The 23906-nt window shown below is 39.7% G+C and carries 13 protein-coding genes and 8 pseudogenes; 9 read left to right on the top strand and 12 right to left on the bottom strand.

What is annotated here, in order from left to right; genetic code table 11:
* Nucleotides 1–339: 339 nt before the first annotated feature.
* The 6 genes and pseudogenes from ACY3FQ_RS15665 to ACY3FQ_RS15640 all read left to right on the top strand — a co-directional run bounded on the left by ACY3FQ_RS15665 (nucleotide 340) and on the right by ACY3FQ_RS15640 (nucleotide 7770).
* Complete coding sequence (locus tag ACY3FQ_RS15665) at nucleotides 340–1257, top strand: LysR family transcriptional regulator (protein WP_489774322.1); 918 nt, start codon at nucleotides 340–342, stop codon at nucleotides 1255–1257.
* Between the two features lie 147 nt (nucleotides 1258–1404).
* Nucleotides 1405–1824, top strand: a pseudogene (locus ACY3FQ_RS15660) (beta-ketoacyl synthase chain length factor); the annotation flags it as partial.
* 455 nt (nucleotides 1825–2279) lie between these two features.
* Nucleotides 2280–2636 (top strand): annotated as a pseudogene (locus ACY3FQ_RS15655) (PTS mannitol transporter subunit IIA); the annotation flags it as partial.
* A 261-nt stretch (nucleotides 2637–2897) separates the two neighbouring features.
* Nucleotides 2898–5144 (top strand): annotated as a pseudogene (gene ptsP / locus ACY3FQ_RS15650) (phosphoenolpyruvate--protein phosphotransferase); the annotation flags it as partial.
* A 6-nt stretch (nucleotides 5145–5150) separates the two neighbouring features.
* Nucleotides 5151–6083, top strand: coding sequence for a 1-phosphofructokinase (pfkB, locus tag ACY3FQ_RS15645; RefSeq protein ID WP_005401651.1), 933 nt, complete (start codon nucleotides 5151–5153; stop codon nucleotides 6081–6083).
* A 4-nt stretch (nucleotides 6084–6087) separates the two neighbouring features.
* Nucleotides 6088–7770, top strand: coding sequence for a fructose-specific PTS transporter subunit EIIC (locus tag ACY3FQ_RS15640; RefSeq protein WP_005401652.1), 1683 nt, complete (start codon nucleotides 6088–6090; stop codon nucleotides 7768–7770).
* 29 nt (nucleotides 7771–7799) lie between these two features.
* Here the strand turns inward: ACY3FQ_RS15640 and ACY3FQ_RS15635 are convergent.
* A pseudogene (locus ACY3FQ_RS15635) lies at nucleotides 7800–8034 on the bottom strand (hypothetical protein); the annotation flags it as partial.
* A gap of 247 nt (nucleotides 8035–8281) precedes the next feature.
* On the opposite strand from ACY3FQ_RS15635, the gene ACY3FQ_RS15630 reads away from it, so the two are divergent.
* A complete protein-coding gene (locus tag ACY3FQ_RS15630; RefSeq protein ID WP_005401654.1) occupies nucleotides 8282–11629 on the top strand; it encodes a DEAD/DEAH box helicase in 3348 nt (1115 codons plus the stop codon).
* Between the two features lie 17 nt (nucleotides 11630–11646).
* Here ACY3FQ_RS15630 and ACY3FQ_RS15625 read toward each other — a convergent pair whose 3' ends face one another.
* Nucleotides 11647–12936 carry a type II toxin-antitoxin system HipA family toxin gene (locus tag ACY3FQ_RS15625; RefSeq protein ID WP_489774320.1) on the bottom strand — a complete coding sequence of 430 codons (1290 nt, stop codon included), beginning with the start codon at nucleotides 12934–12936 and terminating at the stop codon, nucleotides 11647–11649.
* Nucleotides 12933–13241 carry a helix-turn-helix transcriptional regulator gene (locus ACY3FQ_RS15620; protein ID WP_005401656.1) on the bottom strand — a complete coding sequence of 103 codons (309 nt, stop codon included), beginning with the start codon at nucleotides 13239–13241 and terminating at the stop codon, nucleotides 12933–12935. Before ACY3FQ_RS15620 ends, ACY3FQ_RS15625 begins: the two co-directional genes overlap by 4 nt.
* Before the next feature lie 381 nt (nucleotides 13242–13622).
* On the opposite strand from ACY3FQ_RS15620, the pseudogene ACY3FQ_RS15615 reads away from it, so the two are divergent.
* Nucleotides 13623–13883: pseudogene (locus tag ACY3FQ_RS15615) on the top strand (hypothetical protein); the annotation flags it as partial.
* A 135-nt stretch (nucleotides 13884–14018) separates the two neighbouring features.
* Here the strand turns inward: ACY3FQ_RS15615 and ACY3FQ_RS15610 are convergent.
* The 8 genes and pseudogenes from ACY3FQ_RS15610 to ACY3FQ_RS15575 form a co-directional block, all read right to left on the bottom strand.
* A pseudogene (locus tag ACY3FQ_RS15610) lies at nucleotides 14019–14215 on the bottom strand (IS3 family transposase); the annotation flags it as partial.
* Between the two features lie 68 nt (nucleotides 14216–14283).
* A complete protein-coding gene (locus tag ACY3FQ_RS15605; protein WP_005401660.1) occupies nucleotides 14284–15543 on the bottom strand; it encodes a type II toxin-antitoxin system HipA family toxin in 1260 nt (419 codons plus the stop codon).
* Between the two features lie 4 nt (nucleotides 15544–15547).
* A complete protein-coding gene (locus tag ACY3FQ_RS15600; RefSeq protein ID WP_004681114.1) occupies nucleotides 15548–15850 on the bottom strand; it encodes a helix-turn-helix transcriptional regulator in 303 nt (100 codons plus the stop codon).
* A gap of 190 nt (nucleotides 15851–16040) precedes the next feature.
* Nucleotides 16041–16184, bottom strand: a pseudogene (locus ACY3FQ_RS15595) (transposase domain-containing protein); the annotation flags it as partial.
* A gap of 108 nt (nucleotides 16185–16292) precedes the next feature.
* Nucleotides 16293–16656 (bottom strand): annotated as a pseudogene (locus tag ACY3FQ_RS15590) (MbcA/ParS/Xre antitoxin family protein).
* Nucleotides 16657–16786: 130 nt separating this feature from the next.
* A complete protein-coding gene (locus ACY3FQ_RS15585; protein ID WP_005401663.1) occupies nucleotides 16787–19969 on the bottom strand; it encodes a site-specific integrase in 3183 nt (1060 codons plus the stop codon).
* Complete coding sequence (locus tag ACY3FQ_RS15580; RefSeq protein WP_005401664.1) at nucleotides 19953–22226, bottom strand: hypothetical protein; 2274 nt, start codon at nucleotides 22224–22226, stop codon at nucleotides 19953–19955. Before ACY3FQ_RS15580 ends, ACY3FQ_RS15585 begins: the two co-directional genes overlap by 17 nt.
* Nucleotides 22227–22901, bottom strand: coding sequence for a hypothetical protein (locus ACY3FQ_RS15575; RefSeq protein ID WP_005401665.1), 675 nt, complete (start codon nucleotides 22899–22901; stop codon nucleotides 22227–22229). It abuts the gene before it with no gap.
* A gap of 417 nt (nucleotides 22902–23318) precedes the next feature.
* On the opposite strand from ACY3FQ_RS15575, the gene ACY3FQ_RS15570 reads away from it, so the two are divergent.
* Nucleotides 23319–23528 (top strand): hypothetical protein, encoded by a 210-nt coding sequence (locus ACY3FQ_RS15570; RefSeq protein WP_306179411.1) that lies wholly within the window; start codon nucleotides 23319–23321, stop codon nucleotides 23526–23528.
* Nucleotides 23529–23597: 69 nt separating this feature from the next.
* Here the strand turns inward: ACY3FQ_RS15570 and ACY3FQ_RS15565 are convergent.
* On the bottom strand, nucleotides 23598–23906 hold a 309-nt coding region (locus ACY3FQ_RS15565; RefSeq protein ID WP_489774319.1), incomplete at its 5' end, for a hypothetical protein.

Here is a 23906-nt window from a genome sequence, read left to right as displayed (position 1 = left end):
AGTTGGTGGGCTGGATTCGGTCGTTGTACCTCTCAAAAACTGAAGGGATCACGCTTCAACCTAGGCATGACCAAGAGATAGTCTTAAAAGTCATCCACAGTTATAAAAGAAAGCCTTACTTCGATTAGCGCTCATGCACGGATCATGAAGATTATGAATTTAAATGCTTAAATTTTTCATTTTCTGTAAATTGGGCGAATATTTTCGTTGTGGATCATAAATATTAAAGTGAAATAAACTAATTAAGTAGAAATTAAGGTGAGAAAAAATAATCAAATGTGGCTTTTATAGGTTAAGCTATACCGTATTCATCAAGATTAAAAAATTGGGCTGTGCCAGATGTTAGAACTCCGCCATTTAAAAACCTTAACCGCTTTAAGAGAGCATGGCTCATTGGTGGCTGCTGCGGGAGACCTATGCTTAACGCCTTCTGCTTTATCACACCAGTTGCGTGAGTTAGACCAATGGTTTGGGGTAGAGGTGGTGAACCGTCGTAGCCGTCCAGTTAGCTTTTCTAATATTGGACAGCGTTTATTAAAACTAGCGGATGAAGTATTGCCGCAGGTACAAATTGCGCAAAGCGACATTACCCGTATTGTGCATGGTCAAACTGGACGCATTACTTTTTCCTCAGAGTGTCATAGCTGTTTCGATTGGTTAATGCCGTTGTTAAATCAATATCGCCAACAGTATCCAGATGTTGATCTGGACTTCGCTTCAAGTTTTGAGGCCAATCCGCATGAGTTATTACAGACAGGTGAATTTGATTTATTGATTACGGCCGACCCGATTGCGTTAAAAGGGGTGGAGTATTTCCCGATTTTTGAGTATGAATCGCGTTTGGTTCTATCCAATACCCACCCTTTGGTTCGTGCCAAAGACATTACCGTGCAAGAACTTGCAGAAGAAACCTTGGTGACCTATCCAGTGGATAAGCACCGTTTAGACATTATGTCGCGTCTGTTTATTCCGGCCAATATTCTGCCGAAACAGATCCGCACTACCGACCTCACCCAAATGCTGATTCAGCTGGTGGCAAGTGGGCGTGGCATTGGGGCATTACCCGATTGGGTGGTGAACGAATATGAACAAAAGGGTTGGGTGACTTCGCGTCGTTTGGACTGTGTAGCGCCTGAAGGTTTGCGTCGTACTCTTTATGCAGGCTATCGTACTGAGGAAAAAGAGAAGGATTATTTCGAAGGCTTTTTAAAACAACTGGATAAATTTGCCAAGAAAAGAACGCAATATTATATCTAGTTGCTCTTGTTTTAAGGAGGAGGATCAGTGTTGCTGCATCCTCCTTTTTTGAACCCGTCAGCGCTTGTTATTTTTTGTGAAAAATGTGGCTCAGTGCTATAATTGCGCGCCTGATAATTTGTCAACTTTTAAACACTGATCATGATGATGCAACTCCACGTATCCCGCTTGAATATGAGCTTGGTTGATCAAGAATTATCAGCTATAGAGCGCATTCCTGCGATGCAACGCCGACGCTTATCGCGTTTGGCAAAGCTGGCTTTGAATAGCGCAATGCAGACTTTAGCCACCCAGCATGCCGATTATATTGTTTGGGTGTCGCAATATGGCGATGAAGCAAAAACCCTGAATATTTTGGCAGATGTGTTAAGCGAGCAAACCCCTTCACCGACTCAATTTTCAACCTCGGTGCATAATGCTATTTCAGGTTTATATTCTATTTTATGTCAGGATGCGACACCTGCGACCAGTTTGGCGGGTTCGTGGAATGATGGACTGATTGAAGCCTATGCGTGGCTAAAAACAAGGCCAGAAGCTCGTCAGGTTTTGCTGGTGTATTATGATGAAACCCCAACCTTGGCAAGAGTCACCGACATAAAATACACTAAATAACATAATTTGTATGTTAATAAACTCTATATATAACAGTTATATAGAGTTTTTATTTTGTATGACGTAATTTAAGGTGGGATGGGGTACTTTGATTTTTGGTCACTAATTTATTGTGATAATCAACAATAATAACCAACATACATATGCTTAATCTAAGGATATTTTACTGACTGGTATAATTTTATGATGAGAGGGGTGTTGCCTGAGGCTACGGTTCAATTAGGATTAAATCCAACTATCGCAACGCTGAATTCTGAAGAATCTCGTCGTTTCTTAATTACGTTGTAATGATGATCATGAAGATAAAATCAAAAAATACAGATTTTTGTGTAAATCCTGAGTAAAATTCGACTTATTTTTTCTGCAGTAAAAAAGCATCTTCTCACTATGCTGCTTTGCAAGGACGTTTTATGCTCGCGCTAGATATACAACATGTTCGAATGAAACAACAGGCCACTGATAAGGCACAAGCGTTGCAATGTCTAGTCGATATCTTGGTTGAAGACCAATTGGTTACACCTGATTATATTCATGGGTTGACCGGGCGCGAACAACAAAGTGCAACGTATTTAGGGCAAGGAATTGCCATTCCTCATGGGACGCCTCAGTCTCGCCAATGTATTTTAAAAACTGGTATTCGTCTGGCGCACTTTCCTGAAGGAGTTGTTTGGGACGGTGAAAATAAAATTTATTTAGCAGTAGTGATTGCTGCGAAATCAGATGAGCATTTGCAAGTCTTACAAATTTTGACGCGGGCTTTAATTAATGATGTCGCTGATCAAGTGAAACAGGCTCACTCTGCAGAGCAAATTATTGCATTATTACAAGCCCAACCCGCATCTTTGGCATTGCATGAAAATTTAATCGCCACCCAAGTTCCCGCACTTGATGTAGAAGATTTAATTTGGCAGGCAACACAGTTGCTGAAACAGCAAAAAATGGTGGAGTGTGGTTTTCTGTCGGGTTTAAACCTAAACAGCATGATTCATTTAGGGGAGGGGGTCTGGTCGATCACTTCAAACCAGCATGTTTTGAGCCCAGCTGTAAGTTTGGTAAAAGCGGAACAGGTTTTAAGCCATCAGCAGGAAATGCTCAAGACTTTGGTGTGTATTGCCAGTAATGAGCAACTGGATATGCAACGGTTTCAACGGTTAATGGATATTTTGTTTGATACTGAACAAGTTCATAACCTTAACCAAGAGCAAGATAGTCACCAGTTGGCGCAGTTAATCGGTGCTGAACTGATTCCTGATTGGCCATCTCGTCGTATTGTCTTAGCTAACGCTCATGGTCTACATGCGCGTCCCGCGACACACTTGGTCAATATGACCAAGAAATTTGCAGGGGATATTCTCGTTGCTGTAGATGAGGGGGCTTACGTTTCGGCAAAAAGTTTAACCAAATTATTAGCCATGGGATGCCGTCGTGGTCAAACTCTGACTTTTATTGCACAACCTGATACCGATGCTGTAGCAGGCTTAGAACAGATTATTGATGCAGTTCAACAGGGCTTAGGAGAAGAAGTTGAAGCTGTTGACCTTGTATCTCATCAGCATAGTAGTAGTGACCCAGTCGTAAATACTTTGGAATTAATGCCTTTTGAATCACATGGCGATACGGGTAGCTGCGGTATTGCGGCATCAACTGGCCTTGCTTTTGGTCCTGCACATGTGGTGAAGCCACGTGAATTTAGTTATGAACGTCGCGGACAGAGTTTTAAAGCTGAGAATGAAAAGCTTGAAATTGCGCTTCATCAGGTGAAAAACAGCTTACGTCAATTCATTGCACATACTGAATCTACTGCCATTAAGCAGATATTCATGGCACATTTGGAAATGCTGGATGATCCAGACCTCCTCCAAAGTGTACAACGCGGTTTAAAACAGGGGTTGTCTGCTGCTGCAGCTTGGCATGATCATATTGAAGTGGCTGCTACCGCACAGGCTGCACTTAGCGATCGTTTACTGGCAGAGCGTGCGGCTGATTTAAGGGATATTGGTGAGCGTGTTTTGGCTGCTTTGTGTGGTGTGGCCGATGTCACAGAACCCGAGCAACCTTATATTTTAATTATGCATGATGTTGGTCCGAGTGATGTCGCGCGTCTGAATAAAGATCGTGTTGCAGGCATTTTGACTGCGGTTGGTGGAGCGAGTGCCCATAGTGCCATTGTGGCACGTGCTCTGGCTATTCCAGCAGTCGTAGGTGCGGGTGTAGCTGTTTTAAATATTGAGAACCATGCCACAGTGCTAATTAATGGGGATACTGGTGAGTATGTGGTCTCACCCGAGCAAAGTCAGATTGATCATGCCATTGCAGAGCGCCAACGCCAGCGTGAGTTGCGAAAACAAGCGGAACAGCATTGTTTAGAGCCTGCCATCACACTGGATCAACATCAAGTTGAAATCGCAGCCAATATTGGCAAAGTAGGCACTACGATACAGGCTGTGGCCGATGGGGCAGAAGCAATTGGTTTGCTACGCACAGAATTGGTCTTTATGTCACACAGCAGTGCGCCTGATGAGGCTACACAGGAAGCTGATTATCGGGTGGTGTTAGATGCTTTAGCGGGTCGTCCATTGGTGGTACGTACACTTGATGTGGGCGGGGACAAACCTTTACCGTATTTGCCTATTGAAAAGGAAGAAAATCCATTCTTGGGCTTACGTGGTATTCGTCTGACTTTACGTAAGCCAGAGTTGTTACGTCAGCAATTGGTTGCTTTACTTAAAGCAGCGGATAATCGCCCATTAAGAATTATGTTTCCGATGATTGGGCGGGTTGAAGAATGGCGAGCAGCAAAAGCAATATTAGATGAGGTTCGCATACAGCATCCATGTGAAAACTTACAAGTCGGTATTATGATTGAGGTTCCTGCGGCAGCATTGTTGGCTCCAATTCTTGCTCAAGAAGTTGATTTTTTTAGTATTGGAACCAATGACTTGACTCAATATACTCTGGCGATTGACCGTGGTCATCCACTGTTGTCTGCTGAAGCTGATGGCTTACATCCGAGTATTTTGCTATTGATTGATCAAACTGTTCGGGCAGCACATCAGCATGGTAAATGGGTGGGCATTTGTGGTGAATTGGCTGCTGATCCAAAAGCTGTGCCTGTATTGATAGGCTTGGGCGTGGATGAGTTGAGTATGTCGAGTACCAGTATTCCATTGGTGAAGGCGCAAATTCGTGGTTTGAACTATATAAATTGCCAACAGGTCGCACAGCAAGCCTTAAGTTGTGACAGTGCGTCTGCCGTACGTGCATTGGTGGAGTAATTACGAATGGCTAAGATATTAAGCATTACTCTGAATCCTGCAATTGACCTCACCGTGCAATTGGATCAACTAAAAGTTGGCGAGGTCAATCGTCAGTTAACGGCCCAAAGCCATGCAGCCGGTAAAGGCTTAAACGTGGCACAGGTCCTTAAGGATTTGGGACATGAACTGATTGTGAGTGGCTTTTTGGGGCAAGAAAACCGTCAAATTTTTGACCATCATATCCAGCAAGAGCAATTTGATAACCAATTTATTTATGTTGCAGGTGAAACACGACAAAACATTAAAGTTGCAGAAGCTTCTGGTCAGATGACTGACATCAATGGCAAGGGCTTTTTTGTAGATACCTCAGCAAAACAACAACTACGTGAACGCCTATCTCAACTGATTTTAGAGGTTGATGTGATTGTGATTGCAGGTAGTTTGCCACAAGGTTTTTCTGCAGAAGAGCTTTCAACACTGATTCTATGGTTACAGTCTGCGGGTAAAAAAGTCGCAGTAGATACCAGTGGTGTTGCGTTGAAAGCAGCAATTGCTGCCCATCCTTGGTTGATTAAGCCGAATACAGATGAGTTGACGGAAACCTACCATTTGCCAGCAGAAACGTTTGCAGAACAGCAGCATCTTTTTGCCAGTTTAAATAGTCAGATCGAACATATTGTGGTCTCGATGGGTGAAAACGGGGTGAACTGGCTTCACCGCACGCAACCCCTGCATGCTACTGCACCGAAGGTCACCGTCCAAAGTACGGTGGGTGCGGGAGATTCCTTGCTGGCAGGTATGATTCATGGCTTGTTGAGTTCAACTTCCCCAGAAGAAACATTGAAAACAGCAACCGCAATTGCGAGCAATGCTGTGACCCAAATTGGGTTTGCCCTTCCAGACTTTGCTGTTATTGAAGATTTGAAATCGCAAATCTCAGTCCAATCATTGAGTTAATACGATGCAAGAGATAAAACATATTTTATTTGTGCCACATAGTCCCGAGCAGCCGATTAATGCAGTGATTTTGGCCAAAAAACTGTCCAAAGCAGCAACAGCACTTGGTATTTCCAATGATGTGGCGACATCAGTTGAGCAGCTCGATTTATCAAATGTGATTGATACTGTTGTTTTTGTTGGACAGAAGCCGGCAGAAGCGGATCAACTGCGTGACAAGGTTGTGAAAGTCATTGGTTTGAATAACGCACAACACGATGCGATCATGCTTTTGCAACAGGTTCTTGAGCATTCAGATGCTTTAGATGAACCTATTGCAGCCAATGTAGGGGTTACACGGTTTGTCGCCATTACAGCATGTCCAACTGGTGTTGCGCATACGTTTATGGCAGCCGAAGCCTTACAACAAGGTGCAGTAAAGCACGGTTATCAGATTGATGTTGAAACCCAAGGATCGGTTGGGGCTAAAAATGTTTTATCGGCAGAAAGTATTGCCAAAGCAGATGTGGTGATCTTAGCAACGGATATTGAGGTCAATACAGATCGCTTTGTAGGCAAACGTGTATATCGCTGCAGTACAGGATTTGCCCTTAAGCAAACGGATAAGACTTTTGCAAATGCAATTGCTGAAGCCAAAGTGCTTGAAACGGGTAAGCAAACAGCCACTAAGACTGAAAATGAAAACAAAGAAAAAACTGGAATTTATAAACACCTTTTAACAGGGGTGTCTTTCATGCTGCCGATGGTGGTGGCGGGCGGTTTGATCATTGCCATCTCGTTTATGTTTGGCCTCAATCCTGTTGAAGGAAGCTTTGCCGCATCCTTAAAGCAAATAGGTGCTGCAGCATTTACTCTTATGGTACCTATGCTGGCAGGTTACATTGCTTATTCTATTGCGGATCGTCCGGGTTTAACTCCAGGTTTGATCGGCGGTTTACTTGCAACACAATTAGAGGCAGGCTTTCTCGGTGGATTAGTTGCAGGTTTTATTGCAGGTTATATTGCGTTATTTTTATCGAAACAGCTTAAACTCCCAAGTAGCCTAGAAGCATTAAAACCAATTTTGATTATTCCACTATTGGCCAGTTTAGCTGTTGGTTTAATCATGATTTATGTGGTTGGACAGCCTGTTGCACAATTGTTTGAATTACTCACACACTTCCTTGCCAATATGGGGACGACCAATGCCATGATCATGGGGGTTATCCTTGGGAGTATGATGTGTATTGATGTTGGGGGGCCAATAAATAAAGCGGCTTATGCCTTTACGGTGGGCTTACTTACGTCACAAACATACGGACCGATGGCGATTACCATGGCTGCGGGTATGGTACCACCGTTGGGTATGGCAATTGCAACTTTTCTGGCAAAGCATAAATTTGCCAAACCTGAGCAAGATGCGGGGAAGGCTGCTGTAGTTCTGGGCCTATGTTTCATTTCGGAAGGGGCTATTCCGTTTGCTGCCAAAGACCCGATTCGAGTGCTTCCATGCGCGATCGCAGGTGGTGCTGTAACTGGGGCTTTGGTTGCATTATTTAAATGTGAACTAGTCACTCCTCATGGCGGTGTAATGGTACTGATCATTCCGAATGCGATGAATTATCCATTAAAATATTTATTGGCGATTGCGATTGGAAGTGTGGTGACTGGTGTAGCTTATGCCGTGATAAAACAACGGTTAGAATAAGCCCTTCATAGGAGCTTTATGAAAGCTATTTAGTGCAATAAATGAATATTATGCTCAATCCTATTTTGGATCAGTTGGAGTCTCTGCTTGAATTTGTCCAGGTAATAGGTCATGAGCGATATTGCTGAATCGGATTGCAACCTTACAAATCGAGCCAATAATTTCATCGACTTCTTGGACACAAAGTTCCGCTTCCTGAGTACCAAGTTTCACAAGAGCTTGTCGAGGAATATCCAATGCCTCACCCATGATATCCATTTGATGTGCAGGAAAGTTCTAAACCTTTACTGATCGCTTCTGCACTGTATTCAAAGGCGATTAATGGCCGACCTGTGATTGCGGTTGAGGAGACCAATGTACCCCAAAGCCAATATTCACCCCATCCATTGTAGTAAACATTAAGTTTTTGAGCATGGATTTATTTCCTTTTAATACATTGGCGAGCAATACTGTTCTGAAATGACAGCTTTGTCCGTTATAATTGTATAAACATTTTTGGTTTCTGGTAATTATGTCCTCATTGATCAATTTTCTATCTCGCTTTAGTACTGCAACTCTTCAGCGCAGTCTGAGCTATGCTAAACACATTGATAGGGAAACAATTGAGTTCTTTGAGGAAAATGAAGATGTCACGATGTATGCTCAAATTGAAGGGACAGATTATTACGATACCGCGATTACCTATAATCTTAAAAAAGACCGTTTAATCGATAACGACTGCACTTGTCCGGTTGGATATAACTGTAAACATGCTGCTGCTTTAGCGCGGTTATTCTTTCAGGAATATCGCCAGGAATTTCAGCAGCGTTATGTTGACTCTCAATCCCCGCAGGGAATCGCAAAACGCCTACGGGGGGATGATCAGGCACAGCGCTGGTTGAATGATTTTAAACGGTATTTACAACAGACTGAACCAGAGCAATCTGTCAAAACAAACAATTATTTAATTTACCTGCTAGATCAGTCTGTCAGCTTAAAGAAATTGACAGTTGATGTTCAGAAGGCCAGACGCAATAAAAACGGCTCAATTGCGGGGGAAAGTTATTATACCCAATATGAAAATATCACCAGAAAGCATCTGACTTTACCTGAACAAAAACGACAATTATTTAACCAGATTTATTATTATGCCAAAATAAACAGTGACGAACGATTTTATCAAAGCAATCTTGATATCTCCGGAATTTTATTGGAGCATTTCAAATCTTTTATTCAAAGTGGCGATGTGTACTGGCAAAAAAAGAGCCATACTGCACTTCAATGGTCAGAACAAGGCTATCACATCGAACTGATCTGGCAACAAGGTGTAAACAAACAGACAGAGCATTTAAACATTGAATTGGTCAATGGTGATATTCGACTCGATTTGAAATCAAATCCACATATTCAGATTCTCGCGAGTCATCCACCATGTTATGTGGATATTCAACAGAACACGGTGGGCCAGTTATATGGTGAATATACGGCAAATCTTCTGTACCATTTTTTACAGATGCCTGATCTTCCATCTATGCTCTTGCCAGAGTTTGAGAAACTGACTCATCAATATTCAGACGTGAAAAATCTGCCTCAGCCCGAGTCTATTCAGCATATTGATGTCCTTGAGGGTAGTCCCCAGCCAATTTTACGCTTCGGTGTTTTAGATAAATTTGATTGGAAATGGGAAGAGTCTGTTTGTGCTGAAATTGAATTCTCCTATGCAGGCGGAAGAATAAAAGCAGGTACATCAGGCGACAGTTTTATTGGTGAGCAGCATGACAAAATGGTACGACAGCTTCGGGACTTAGTTCAGGAACAACAGTCAATCCAACGTTTACAGCTATTGGTCGAATCACTGAAGTGGGTGAAAGATCTTAGTTATGACCATCAATTAAAACTGAATAAACAACGTCTTGATTCTATGGTTTTTGCTTTCTATGGAGATTGGATCAAACAGCTGATGCCCATCAATCAAATTGAGTTGATGGGCTGGCAGATAGAGCATCTGAATAACAGCCCCTTTAATCTGCAATATGTTGAAAATTTAAATATTTCTATCACTGAATCTGAAGGTCAGCAGGACTGGTTCAATATCGGGGCGACGGTTCAAGACAGTGCAGGCAATTCTTATAATTTGCTTGATGCGCTCGTAGCTTTGGTGCGAGTAAATCCTGATTTACTTGATCCGCGGACTTTTATTCATCTGCATGACAGTCAAATTTTCACCGTGAAAACTGCAGTTGATCAACCTGATTTGGCTCTATCCGCAAGGGATATTAAGCCGGTATTGTTGCATCTGCAGAGCATTTTACAGCAAGAAGAGCGCAGTATTGATCGCTATGATGCGAGTCAATTATTAGAATTGCAGCATAATCTTGGGATGACATGGCAGGTCAGTGATCGCCTGCAGCAATTTGTACAGAAATTCAAACAAGGCTACCAGCAACAACTGCCGACACCACAAGGTTTTCAGGGGGAGTTGCGTCCATACCAGCAGCAGGGCTTAGGCTGGTTACAGTTTTTAAGGGAAACCCAGCATGGCGGGATTCTGGCAGATGATATGGGCTTGGGGAAAACAGCACAAACTTTAGCCCATTTACTCATGGAAAAGCAGGCTGGATATTTGCAGGACAGTCCCGCCTTAATTGTTGCACCCACATCGCTGATGCATAACTGGTTCAAAGAAGCGGAGAAATTTACCCCTGAGCTCAAGGTATTGCTGCTACAGGGGCCCGATCGCCATCAGTATTTTGAGCAGATTCCGCACTATGATATTGTGTTAACCACCTATCCGCTTCTGGCGAGAGATGAAGAGCAACTAAAGCAATATGAATATCATCAACTCATTTTGGATGAGGCGCAGAATATCAAAAATCCGCGTGCCAAAGCTGCACAGGTAGTAAGGCAATTAAAAGCACGACATCGTTTGTGTCTAACAGGTACCCCGATGGAAAATCATTTGGGTGAGCTGTGGGCACTATTTTATTTCCTGATGCCAGGATTCTTATATTCACAAGAAATTTTTAATAAAAAATACCGTCATCCGATTGAAAAACGCGGTGATCAGCAGTTAAGACAAAAGCTGGTCAACCGCATTAAACCCTTTATTTTACGTCGCTTGAAAACTGACGTTGCCAAGGAATTGCCTGAAAAAACCACGATTGAAGTCAATATTGACATGAATGAGCAGCAATCCAAGCTATACGAGGCTGTTCGCGCCACGATGCAGGCAAGCATTCAGAAAATTGTGGCAGAAAAAGGCTTTAAACGTAGTCAAATTCAAATTTTAGATGCCTTACTGAAGCTACGTCAGGTGTGCTGCCATCCTAGCTTACTAAAGCTGGATTCAGTGAAAATTGGGCAAGCAAACTCTGCCAAACTTGAACAGTTGATGGATATGGTCGTTCCAATGGTGGAAGAGGGACGAAAAATTCTTATTTTCTCTCAGTTTACCTCAATGTTGGAACTGATTGAACAGCACCTCCATTACGCAGAAATTGGCTATGTGAAGCTGACTGGAAAGACCAAAAAGCGAGATGAAGTCATTACAGCATTTCAGTCTGGACAAGTGCCGGTATTTTTAATCAGTCTGAAAGCAGGAGGGGTCGGTCTGAATCTAACTGCCGCAGATACGGTCATTCACTATGATCCATGGTGGAACCCTGCTGCTGAAGATCAAGCTTCAGATCGTGCATGGCGGATTGGACAGAACAAGCCGGTATTTGTGTATAAGCTGATTACCAATAAAAGCATAGAAGAAAAAATTATTGCCTTACAGCAAAATAAAGCAGAACTGGCACACTCTATTCTAAGTACAGATCATGAAGGCGAAGCGAAACTGACGGAAAATGACGTGATGAACTTGTTTGAGAAATTTTAGTTTGGTTTCAGATTACCCTAATCATCTGTAAGTATCTGAAAGTCTGGATGCAATTTTTTCCAATGTTCTCTTAATTTTTCTTTATGAACAGAAATCATAGGTAAGTCTAGTAATAGCACTGGCCATACTGACCGTGCTTTGTCCATGATCGCGTGAAGTTGTTTTTCAATAACACGCCATGGAACACCGACTTTTTCAGCCCATTGTTCAAAGTGTTTCATCTCAGCTAAATACCAATCTTTATTTTTGGCAAGATTCAATGCGAAATGACGCTCATTTTCAATATATACACTAGTCATCAATATATCGTATGTGGGAGATAATCTTGGTGTTCTTTTGTCCTGATAAATCATACTCCAGTTTTTTAAGTGTGCATCTCCATTGGCGAGCAAAATGTTGACAAGTAAGCGGCTGGCAAATTGCTGAATATCAAGAATTTTGTTATCTGAAAATTGATAAATGATCTTTCCTATCTGCTCATAATTTGTGGTGCTGTATTTCTGCTGTGGATATGCACCGAAGATCTGAGCAAAGTCTTCGATGTGAATAAGCTCTGTAGTATCAGCAGTATTCTGTCTATCAAATCTTTTGATTGCAAAAGCATATTGCTCTTGGGGTAAATTTAATGGTGGAAGGTTTTGTAAGAGTGCCATATCCACCAAGCGAATCTCAGGGACATCTATTCCGACCATTTTGGCAAGGCTCATCATAGAATATTCATTTAGCGGAACAAAAGCATGTCTGGAAGAAGGAGTTTTGACAATCCAGTCCCCGAGTAGAGACGATTCCGTTGCCTGGACTAGTGTAAAACGCCCATCTTTGGCTTTCATGGAAAACTTCATTTGGACGCCGGCCAAGGAAAACTTATTATCTGTTCGAATCTCTTGCTTTAAGATCTGATCTGGATTAGAGATCTGCAGTTTGAATTTTATTTCATCTGGAATTTCTTCTGGATCTAATGGAGTCGCAATGAGTGCACCAGGTAAATCATGACCTAAAGTTGCCAATAACTGAAATTCATTGTCTATATGTACTTTGAGGCTTTGTGCAATCAGTTCGCGTAATGCACCTTCTGGTAGCAAGTTTGATAGCAAGGGATGTAAACGCTGATGTGTAACATAGGTCTTTTCTAAAATCTTATCCACTTGAGGATACAAGGGGGAAGTCAGCAGGCTCAAGGTCGGGCGTTGCTGATCAGAGCGGAAAGAATCTGTAAAAACCAGAATATTTTTTCCGCTCTGAAATCCTGCCAAGTATCCAACGATACCGTGATGTAATGTTAATTTCAGGACGGCAACAGTATTCATGGTTGCTCTCCTCCGAGAAGACCCTTCCATGGGTTAGTCATTAAGTCATCCTGATCTTCAATAGTGACTTTAATTTCATCATTCAATAATTGTCTGATCAAATGAACCTTATCATCAGGGATGAGCATCAGTTGAGCATTTAATCCTGCCGCTATAATTTCTAAGGTCTCTAATCGAGGGTTGCCCTGACTTTCCAGTTTTTGGTACTGCTGTCTTGAAATGCCTGTACGCGATTGCATATCAACTTGCTTTAAGCCCAATTGGGTTCGTCTTTTTTTGATTTGCTGAAGTAAAGACTTATTCATTGTAGATACATTTATTGCTTTTAGATCCTGTAAGAAACATATTAGTTTCTTTTTTTTTGAAAAGCAATTTATGACTTTATCATTTCGATCTGTAAAAGCCCTAGTTACGTAGTGATCTGAAATCACTCTGAAAATACAGTTAAAATACGCGGTTCAATTTACCTTAATCTCCTTACGTAATTGGCAGCCAGATCTGAACTGTTGGCAACTCTCTGGCAAAATTTCCTGACAGCCCTGCATTTAACTGCCTAGCGCAATCTGATAATAAATAATAACAAACCCGCCGTGCAGTTAGCATACAGTAAGTAAAGGAATGGTTGACTGTGATCATAAAAATAGCATATCAAGCCGGAGGGAAACTAGACGGCTAAGTATAGTAACATCAATAGTTTTAATACTTTAGAAACATTAACCGTCGGTTCAGAACACTATCAGATTTTCAACCTGTCTAAATTGCAAGTGCAGTTAGGTGACCTGTCCCGACTACCAAAAACTTTAAAAGTTTTGCTGGAAAATTTACTACGTTTTGAAGATCAGCTCATGGTGAAAACCGAGCATATTCATGCCTTGGCAGGGTGGCTTAACGATCGAACTTCAGAACAGGAAATCCAGTATCGTGCGGCACGGGTCCTGATGCAGGATTGAACCGTACCGGGTTTGTCGGAGACTTTTTTATTTAAGTTAGGCCACCTGACCTAACGGGTTAATCTTATAATCGTACATTGCTTCAAGCTCAAAAGACGATACATAACTCAGCGCATCAAGCACCATATCTGTATTCTTACCACGCCATACACCTTGTATTTCAAGATTTTGCATCAATCGAGCAACTGTACAGCGCGCAATAACATAACTTCTCGTTGCAGTTGTTGCCAGACTTTACGAACGCCATACCGCCCCGAACTTTCTTTCCAAATTCGTTTGATTTGCTCAGCATGATGAAAATCATGTAGATCTCGTTTTGCTCGATGTTCCCTTGCGAAACTATGCTTCTCATCGCAGGAAAGTTGGTCTCCGACAAACCCGGTACGGTTCAAGCTATTTAGTGCAATAAATTGATATTATGCTCAATCCTATTTTGGATCATTTGGATAGTCTCTGCTTGAATTTGTCCAGGTAATAGATCATGAGCGATATTGCTGAATCGGATTGCAACCTTACAAATCGAACTAATAGTTTCATCGACTTCTTGGGCAGAAAGTTCAGCTTCCTGAGTACCAAGTTTTACAAGAGCTTGTCGAGGAATATCCAGTGCCTCACCCATGATATCCATTTGATGATATCCACCTGGCCCTTCACAGAAAGTAACATCATAGGCAGGGGAGAGTTTCCATTGCCCATTTTGGGACATCAGAAATGAAAAGTTTTTGCAATGATCATCTCGATTATTGAAGACTACATTGAAAACAGCTCGCTTGAATGCAATTGCTTTTTCGCGAACATCATTGGTGCAAAAGTGTGCAGCGCGAAGAAAGTTACTGTAGTCTAAACTCCCTGGTGATTTAAAATCAGCTCCGGTGAAGGCCGCTAAACTTTGCATAGGGATACGCATGCCATCGTGGCGGTCAAATCTCTTTGATGCAAATGCGGTTAATCCATTCGGAAGAGTAAAATATTGAGTGTCAGGGGTATCAATATGACAATGACGCAAACATTCTGCATAAACAGCTTCAATTGCACAAACTTCAGGATGCTCTTGCTGAGCGGGAAATTTGATCAGCCAAGCTTCATGTTGATGTGAGCTAACTGTTGAGAATTCGTTGGTGACAGGATCACGATAGATGAGCGCTTTTGGCCTTGCACCTTGTGGAGATCCACCCATAATTAATAAATGCTGTAAAAATTCTGCACCTTCTCCTTTGAGAACTTCCTGAACTTCTTGAGCGAGTTTAATCAGTGGGATATTTTCAGTTAATGCTAACTCAGTTGCTGAAGGTTCAAAGGATAATGCTCCCATCGCATGTGTATTAATATACGTGAGTCTTTCTAATGGCCCAATCCGTGCAGGATTAAATCCATTTTTTTTAAATAAGCGATCCATAAGAAGCATGCCCCAACCATCGGGCAAGGCATCATATATAGGACCTGGCAATCCCATTTGATGTGCAGGAAAGTTCGTTCTTAATGGGTCACCTTTTAACGGAAGTAGGTAAGAGGAAAGTTCTAAACCTTTACTGATCGCTTCTGCACTGTATTCAAAGGCGATTAATGGCCGACCTGTGATTGCGGTTGAGGAGACCAGTGTACCCCAAAGCCAATATTCACCCCATCCATTGTAGTAAACATTAAGTTTTTTGAGCATGGACTTATTTCCTTTTGATACGTTGGCGAGCCGTATTGCTCTCATAGCGGAGAATGTCATTTACACTGTTTAAATGAGGTTTAAAGAGTTCCTCTAATTCTTTTAATCGGCCTAATACCATGGCAACACGTACTAAATTTTCAAATGAAACATTTCTACCAGCTTCCAGATTAGATACTGTATTCACACTAACACCAGCACGTGTAGCGACGTCTGCCTGAGTCATTTCCAGATAAAGTCGTTCTTTGCGAAGCCTTTCACATAATGAAGTAACAACCTCTTCAGGTTTTTTGAATTTTAAATCCATAATACTGGGTCTTATATCTATATATATCTATTAAAACACAAAATAATGGAGTTATTAACTGTGCTCGTTGATCGGTAATGAGGTGCTTTATGGGCTGATTAGATCCTATTAGATTAAAGAAGTCTAATTAGATATTTAAAATCTAAAAGAATCTAATACATAAGCGTCCGCTGAACCCCATAGCTATTTTTTAATTCGGTTCAGGTTTCCAGCGGTGTGTTAGTAATTCTTCTATTTGGGTCACTTTTTGTGTCGGCAACCTTTTCAGCACATCACTTAAATAGGCATACGGATCAAGCCCATTCAGCTTTGCTGACTGTATTATTGACGGAATTAGGTCAGACATATAGATCTTGAAAAGAAGAGGGGATTCTTATACCTCGCATTTGAATTATTGGAGAGGACTATCACTTTCAAATTTTTCTGTAATACTTTGCTTATCTTAAAGTTTAGTCTGAAGGCCTTCCACCAATTGTAAAACAGAGGCCAATCCCTGAGGGTTCTGAATCTGTTCTATTGGAATACCACTCAACAATTTATTAGGTGACATTCATAAAATGTTGCATCCATTTAGCCTCTCCACCTGTTAGAGCATCTAATGATATCGCAATACGAATTAAAATAATTGCGAGTTCTCCCTGACTTGAATCGGGATCTAACTCAAGCGAATTTAAAGTTTCCACTGAATCTAAATTGAGAACGATAGCAAGCTGGTCCTGTGTCAAACTAAGTTGTTTTGCAGCTGATAAAACAGATTTAGCCAATACCTTTTTTTGTTTTGCAATTTTTTCTAATGTTTTACGCATAACTGATCTCTGTTTCAGAGGTTACTGATACATAGAATTTATACTATTTTCTTATTGTTTTTTAGACATCCAATTTTTGCTAAAGATATATTAAATGTGGCTTTAGATAAGGAAGCAACGGTTAAATTATTTAACCGCATGTATTGATTTTTAGACCTTCAACTTGCAGTTTAAGAGATCGAGGTCTGCCAATACAAGCTAGATGTAAGCAAAATTTAAATGCAGCAAGAGCATGACCATCTTTTACTGAGTAGAGTTGTAGACGAGGAAATTCCTCTTGAGTCGTAGGATGATCTGTTGTGCTCGATTTAGCCAGCTTTACTAATAAAGGTTGTTTCTTTTTATCTAACAATTGTACCAAGTCTTGTCCAAGTAAATGCCAAAATTGATGGGGAAATAAAGCCTTAACTTGGGAGTAAAAATGTTCGAGTTGATCGATATCCTTCCAGCGATAATGGATACCGGTATGTGAAGCAGTCACTCGATTTAAAAATACATTCAGGACGTATGCAATTTGTGTTGGTTTTTTACGAGCTATTTTCTGTAGATGTTCAAAAAAATAAGTCACTGCATGAAGCTCTTCAGCGCTATCAAGCATTGCTGGTTTTAAGTGGGTTGAGCTATCAATACTAAATAAACGGGGATTCCCTTTTTTTGATTTAATGTTTGCTAAATTTAGGGCATTTTCATACCAATAATTGACGAGTTCTTCTGGCAAGTACATACGTTGAGCTGTACTTTTAGGATCGTTAGTAGTCTCCAATATATTGAGCGTTTCATAGAAGCGTTGAAGTGAAATTTTAGAATCTTCTGTTCCAACAAAGAAAGCAAAAAAATCATGGGATTGATCTATTTGTAACGACAGTTCATCTAAAATGTCAGTAGCATTACTTTGAAGCCATTTTGTTTGATCGTTCAATAATATAGTTGCTAGAGCGGCCTGGTTTTTTTCAAAATTAAAGTCTTTTTCATCATTTGTTATTTGCAAATTTTTAAACGTTACATTGTGGCCCATAATTTTTTTAGCCAATTCATTAGGCATATCCGGATGATGTTTTAGTAGTTTTTGACCAGCTATGAGATAACTTAAATGAATATAGCTTTTGAATGTTTCAACTGGCTCTATATGTCCTAAGAGATGTGCAATAACAAACCAATGGTTTTGTCCATGTTGATTTTGAAGTAGCTCAGCTCGAATTTTTTGATATTCGTTTTCGCTATAGTCGGTTAGCTTTTGCACAAGTGGTGCATATTCACAGTTCAGTAAAAGCGATAAATGATTCGCTGCAGTGTGACGAAAAGAGTGAAAGGAGTAATGATGCCCTTTAAAGACCTGATTTAATATCAGTTTTAGGGGTACGGTGACAGTGTGTTTATTCAGTTTTTTATTTTCATTCAAGTTGCTGAATAAATATAAACTTTTCTTATTTTCTAAGCGTTTTTCAACAACAAAATCGCTAAAGAATTGGTACTCATCATCTTTTAGCAAAGCGTATGCAGGCACAATCCGTTCCGCACTATCCGTTTTGAGAAGATGTTGATTCCCTTGTTTTTTTGAACCATAAGGTTGAACCCAGATAGAAAATTGATTTAAACCCTCGATATCTTTTACACGTAACCCGAGTATTTCGTTAATACGCATACCAGTACGGTAAGCCAAAATATAAATGATTTTTAATAATTTATAGTGATGGTCTGAGATGGATTGGTCATGTAAGAGCTGATTTAACTTCTTTAATATGACCTGGAAGGCTGTGTGGCCTATGATGCGTGCCCGTGGTCGACTTTGCGATGCAATAAATTCAAGTTCGAAATCTTCTGCTTGAAAAACAATTTGTTGAAAGGTATGAAAGCGTTTCAACATGTGGATTGTTTGGTCTTTAGATTTTTTAAACTCAGATTGATCTACTTCATCAGCAAGTCGTGTATTGCTAATGATTTGTTGATAGATTTTGTTCAGCAGATCATTAATGTCATCGTCGGCATCGATGTATTGTAAGGCATGAGTTAAAAACGGTTCTGCGATCCGGGTGTAATATGTATAGATTGAACTATCTGCGAGTTTTTGATTGTCTTGAAATGCCTTCGTGTACTGAGTTGTATCAAAATCAAAGGTGGCTGATAATTCTTTTATTTGCTCTGAATTTGGTTGATAGAGACTGATGAGCCATAAGATAATGCGCTTAGAAAACTCATTAAACTGCTCTTGGTGAAGCAGGCAAAAATCAATAATGAGTTTAGCAGTGCCTTGGTCCGTTGATGTGCGCATAATTTTCAGCAAGTTTTTATGAATAAATATCACATTTTCTACTGCTTCAGACGTATTGAGATCTGGTAGGACTTTGGCTGTAGAAGAGACATTTCGTTCGATTTCAGCACTTAATTGAGTTTTAAATTTTGGGAATGCAAAGTTTTCAAACTCATGTTCTGATAAACCACACGTGAGAGTGTTTTCTAACAAACATTGTGAGAGGGCAGGATCAATATCTGCATTCTGTAGTTGTAGCCAATTAAAATTGGCGTAGTCACTTAAAAACTTAAAAGTCTTGTTGGTGTATGGATGTTTTATTTTTTGAAAAATGAGGTGCAGATACACATTCACATCTAGACTGATGTCACGAATTTGTCTTGTATTAAAATGAATGAGCCAAAGTCTTGTCAGCTGATCTGGGATAAAATTACGTGATTTTCGAATTGTTTTTTCATCAACAAATAGATCGCCATAGCTTGGAGAAAGTGGCTCTAAAAAGATGATATTAAAATCGCAAATTTTTTGGATTTTTGCAGGGTTTTTTAAATGTTCGAGCAAAGCATTTAATGAAGATATTTGATTTAATCCACCGTATAACATTGAGCAAAGCAGAATATTCCCAATAATTTCATCATCAGAAAAAGCGGAACTATCTTGAGCAAGAATCCAGTAATCCCAAAGTTTTTCTATAAAGATGTCAATTTCATGACCGGCCTGGATCCAATCCAAAGTGAAAATTGGTTCATCGCGTTTCATCTCAAAGGTGAGATAAGGTAATGGGAAGTCTAGGTTATTGCTCTTATTGAGATCTTTGATATATGTTCGGAAGAATTTATGTGCATATTTTTTCCAGGCAAGATTCGGTGCTTTACGTTTAATAAACTCATAAATTGCAGGATAAGCTTGAATTAAGTCTTCATTTGAGAATTTTTGCTCATCAAAGTACTGTCGGAGCTCTTGTTCTGCATCAGCTCGTAGGTTCTTTTCTAATTCATTACGTTGAAGTTGACGTCTATCTTCAGCATAGCGTTTTTTTGGGATTTTTTTATTGAATGATGACATGAACTTCAATCCCGCTAATTTTAAATTGATCTTTCATTTGCTCTAAAACATTCGCAATTTTGGAAAATTGAGAGAAAGATAAACTGGAAAATGGATGGGCTGCTTCTTGTTGCATGAGCTCATGTCCAAAAAGTGCCAAAATTTCAGGTTCAGAAACTTTATGAGTCAAAAATGCACGAGCTGTGTGGCGATGCCAGTTTGCATGACCAAGACCTAATTCTGGATGAAATTTTTTTACTGAAGATGGGCTTAACGGTATCCAGTCATTATTCTGAATGATTCCCAAGAGTGGGAGCTTACTCATTTTGATTTGTTGTATGACATCACTTAAAGCTGGTTGACTCATCATGATTAGAGTCGAAAAATATTCTAAAAATTTAAGGAATTTTTTTATCTCTTCAACTAAAAATGAACAAAGTGGGATTAGACGTCCGAATCCATTGCGGCCGCCTACTTCTTTGTCAGAAACCATCAAAATTTGGCGTTTTAAATTAAAGTTTTTAAGAAATCCAGGGAATTCAGCAACGGGGCGTGCTGCTGTAAAAAGAAGGAGGATATGCCACATCCATATGTTGTAGTGGTTGTATATAGCAATCAGATCGTCTTCAGCTTGTGAAAAAATATTAAACTTCAATACAGCAAAAATCTCTGTAATGACCTGTGGTTTTGGAGCTTTACGACTACCAAAATGAGTTATTGAATCAGGGAGCGAAGGTACACAACTTTCATATGTGCTTGCTACATCTGCACAAAGTGATTTTAGAATATCAATATATTGTGCATGTAATCGTGGAATATTCTGATGACAATAAGAAACAGATGATGACTGATTGGCATCAATCCCTGTGATTAAATCTGCGAGTTGTTTATTCCCTGTTTTTGCAAGAACCGTATGATGCAGTAGAGAACTCACCTTTACGACAGACAGTTTTGGAATCAATAATTCTTGTCTTAATTTGCGTAAATATTGCTGTATATCATCGAAACTAACCGAATCCATTTTGCGCAGATCCTCAATGAATAGATTCGGGATTGGAATGTCTAAATAGATCGTCTGATTGAGCAAGTTGTCTGAATACTCAAAATTGCGGTTCTCAAATACATTAAAGTGACTGTTTAAGAAGACCTGATCATTTTTATAGATCAATTTTTGGCGGTTATTTAACTTTTTAGCTCGCTTGCTTTGTATATATAGCCACTCATTCACACTATTACCGGTCAAAAATGCGAGCATTAGGATCAAAGCACTTTTATTTTGATGTTCAGAGTAGTCCACATGAAGTCTTTTCAGGAGATGGTTCACGCTAGATGGATTCGGAAAAAAACTACTCGACGTGAGTAAATGTTCTTTGCGTTGAATATGTTTTGCAACAAGCGGTAGAATATAATTTTGACTTGTTTCTGAATGTGCTGCGAGTGGTGTGACGTCAGTTGGATTGACAACAATTTGCCGATGAAGCGGCTCATCAATTAACGTTTCTATACTCAGTGCCTTAGGCGAGGCCCCTTTTTTTATTTCGATACTTTCTTCAATGAATTGTTCTTCATCAAGAAACTGATATTGAAGCTGTGTATCGATACTGGCACGTGCAATCTTCGCTTTGTTTTTTAAAACATAGTTAAAAGTAATGCGAATATCATTGAGTAGATTGCGATCAAACTCAGGCAATTCATCCGTATCTAATGTGATCAGATGTTGAATAAATTGCTCTAAGCTCTGTGTTGGATCTTGAAGATAGGTACTCCAGAGACGTTGATACTCTTGTGTATTTTGATATTTTTTTTCAGTATCTAAATTTTTATTTGCAGTCCTAAAGCGCTGGAATAAGCGCTTTACGGTATTGAAGTGTTCTGTGTGTGCTTGTTTAAAAAGCTCTGGTTTAAGCTCAGGAAGAGCAATTAAATAAATTGCCGCTTTTAAAACTAGAATATTCCAATTTTTTGCATGCGTGTGTGATGCAGGTAATTGCGCAATTGAATTGATGTATGACGTAATGGATAAATCACTAATCTTAACTTTTTTCGTGAAAGAGATTACCGGAGGTGTCGGCAGCTGCGAATCAAACTTTATATCGATATCAAAGTAATCGAGATTGAGACCAACCAGAAAATTGTCAGTCTGTTGAGAAGACAATAGTTCAATCACAAAGTTGATATGTTGTGCACGTTCAAATTGCTCATCACCGAACAATTTTTCAATTGTTCTTTTAATTGAAATCATTGGTAAATCAAAATGTTCGTTTAGATCATTAGACATTTAAGATCTCCAAATTTTTTCTGCACTCAGATCGCTATTTGAGTGATCTAAGAGATCTTTTACACATCTGCTGTGTAATGATAATTCATTAAAAATCTGTGTACGTTCTTGCTTGATCTTTTTCATCCGCTGATTGAGTTGGTTTCGAGAGCATGAAAGCAAGTGTGCAAGTAACTCTAGGCTCATTTGATGGTGTGGCTTCAAAGATGATTCTTTGTTAAGAGTTAATAGTGTTTGACGTGAAAGATGTGTGTTAATTAAATGCAATGTTTTTCGTGGATTTAACGAACGAATATCAAATTTTGTAGATTTGATGAATTGAATAAATTCACGACTGCATAACTCCATCAGAAATGCTAACTCATCCTCTGAAAAAGATTGTTGATGATGAATAATTAAAGTGACTTCATTAATATCTTGCTTTAAATAGCTAAGATATAAGTTAATATTATTGAAAATGGAGTAGCCATCAAATTCTGAAGTTTTCCACACATGGAGTTCTTTTATGCGATTAGAAATATCTAAATCTGCAGTGAGATTTTTAAACATATTTAAGTAGCATAAGTTGAAACCATACGCTTGTGGATGAATGGTGATTCTCCTTTTTTTGAAATTTTTTAGAGTACTTATCTGTGTTGCTGGAAACTTCAAAAGTAGTTCAGATGTCAGATCCATGTGTGCTATTGAATAAAAATAATACAGCAATACTTACGTATATTTAGAGTTTTTGAATATGGCAGGAGGTATCATTTTTTCCTTGTTTTTAAAGTTTATTTATTATTGAAAGTTTCAAATTTTCCTCCTCGATTAGATACTCACTATTAGTTAGCTATATTTGTGAGTTGGCAAAAAATATCATGTTTCTATTATGATGTTCACATAGCAGATTACAATGAATACAGTAGGGATGAGTATAGTTGATTATTACAATAACAATGCTCAAATTTGATCTTTTTTAATGGTAATTAAAACCAAACAGGAGTCAATTTTTGATAAGTATGTAGACAAATTTAACATGATTGATATCGGGAGCCGTATATGGAAATTAAACAATAGAAACAGGTAGAAGTCGTTACAGATGTTGTATGTGATATATGCAACCAATCAACGAAACTGGAGTTTGGCACTTTATCGGCGCATTGGGGCTATGGTTCCAAGCATGACGGGGAAAGATATGAATTGCAGTTATGTGAGAAATGTTTCTTTTATGCCTTAGCGACATTAAGAAAAGAGCGAGCAGATGAGTTTATGTTTGATGAAAACTTTGACCCTTCAACCCTAGATGGGTTTGGGTTGAAGTGAACCTATCATCGCGACAGGTTCTAAGAATCCAGAAAATACTGACTCAGATCCAAGCCAGCAGCTTCATTTTTAATGGCGAGTAAGGGATTCAGGAAAAATATTGTTCTTTGCTTCAAGGTCACTGAGCTCTGAAAAGGCCTGAATACCGCCTGCGGCTTTAATTCCATCTAAAGCGACAGATAGAGCTTCCTGATCTGACGGGAATGTTTCATCCCATACCGTAGAAGTACCATTTTGGTTTACCACTTCCAGTGTCCAGTCACTATCAGGTAATCGATAAATTAGAACTTCAATTTGTTCATTATCCTCTTGTAAAATTTGAGACAAGGGAGAATCGATTAAATCATTTTCATCATAATCCAGAGTACTGTCATGATC

It is taken from the genome of Acinetobacter sp. AB03, assembly GCF_058107045.1.
This window is presented reverse-complemented; position numbering and strand designations above follow the sequence as displayed.

Excerpts from the sequence above, each read along its gene's own strand:
- ACY3FQ_RS15600 (WP_004681114.1), bottom strand. The coding sequence starts at position 15,850 with ATGGATTTAAAATTCAAAAAACCTGAAGAGGTTGTTACTTCATTATGT.
- pfkB (WP_005401651.1), top strand. The coding sequence starts at position 5,151 with ATGGCTAAGATATTAAGCATTACTCTGAATCCTGCAATTGACCTCACC.
- ACY3FQ_RS15580 (WP_005401664.1), bottom strand. The coding sequence starts at position 22,226 with ATGTCTAATGATCTAAACGAACATTTTGATTTACCAATGATTTCAATT.
- ACY3FQ_RS15625 (WP_489774320.1), bottom strand. The coding sequence starts at position 12,936 with ATGAATACTGTTGCCGTCCTGAAATTAACATTACATCACGGTATCGTT.
- ACY3FQ_RS15665 (WP_489774322.1), top strand. The coding sequence starts at position 340 with ATGTTAGAACTCCGCCATTTAAAAACCTTAACCGCTTTAAGAGAGCAT.
- ACY3FQ_RS15640 (WP_005401652.1), top strand. The coding sequence starts at position 6,088 with ATGCAAGAGATAAAACATATTTTATTTGTGCCACATAGTCCCGAGCAG.
- ACY3FQ_RS15630 (WP_005401654.1), top strand. The coding sequence starts at position 8,282 with ATGTCCTCATTGATCAATTTTCTATCTCGCTTTAGTACTGCAACTCTT.
- ACY3FQ_RS15575 (WP_005401665.1), bottom strand. The coding sequence starts at position 22,901 with ATGGATCTGACATCTGAACTACTTTTGAAGTTTCCAGCAACACAGATA.
- ACY3FQ_RS15605 (WP_005401660.1), bottom strand. The coding sequence starts at position 15,543 with ATGCTCAAAAAACTTAATGTTTACTACAATGGATGGGGTGAATATTGG.
- ACY3FQ_RS15620 (WP_005401656.1), bottom strand. The coding sequence starts at position 13,241 with ATGAATAAGTCTTTACTTCAGCAAATCAAAAAAAGACGAACCCAATTG.
- ACY3FQ_RS15585 (WP_005401663.1), bottom strand. The coding sequence starts at position 19,969 with ATGTCATCATTCAATAAAAAAATCCCAAAAAAACGCTATGCTGAAGAT.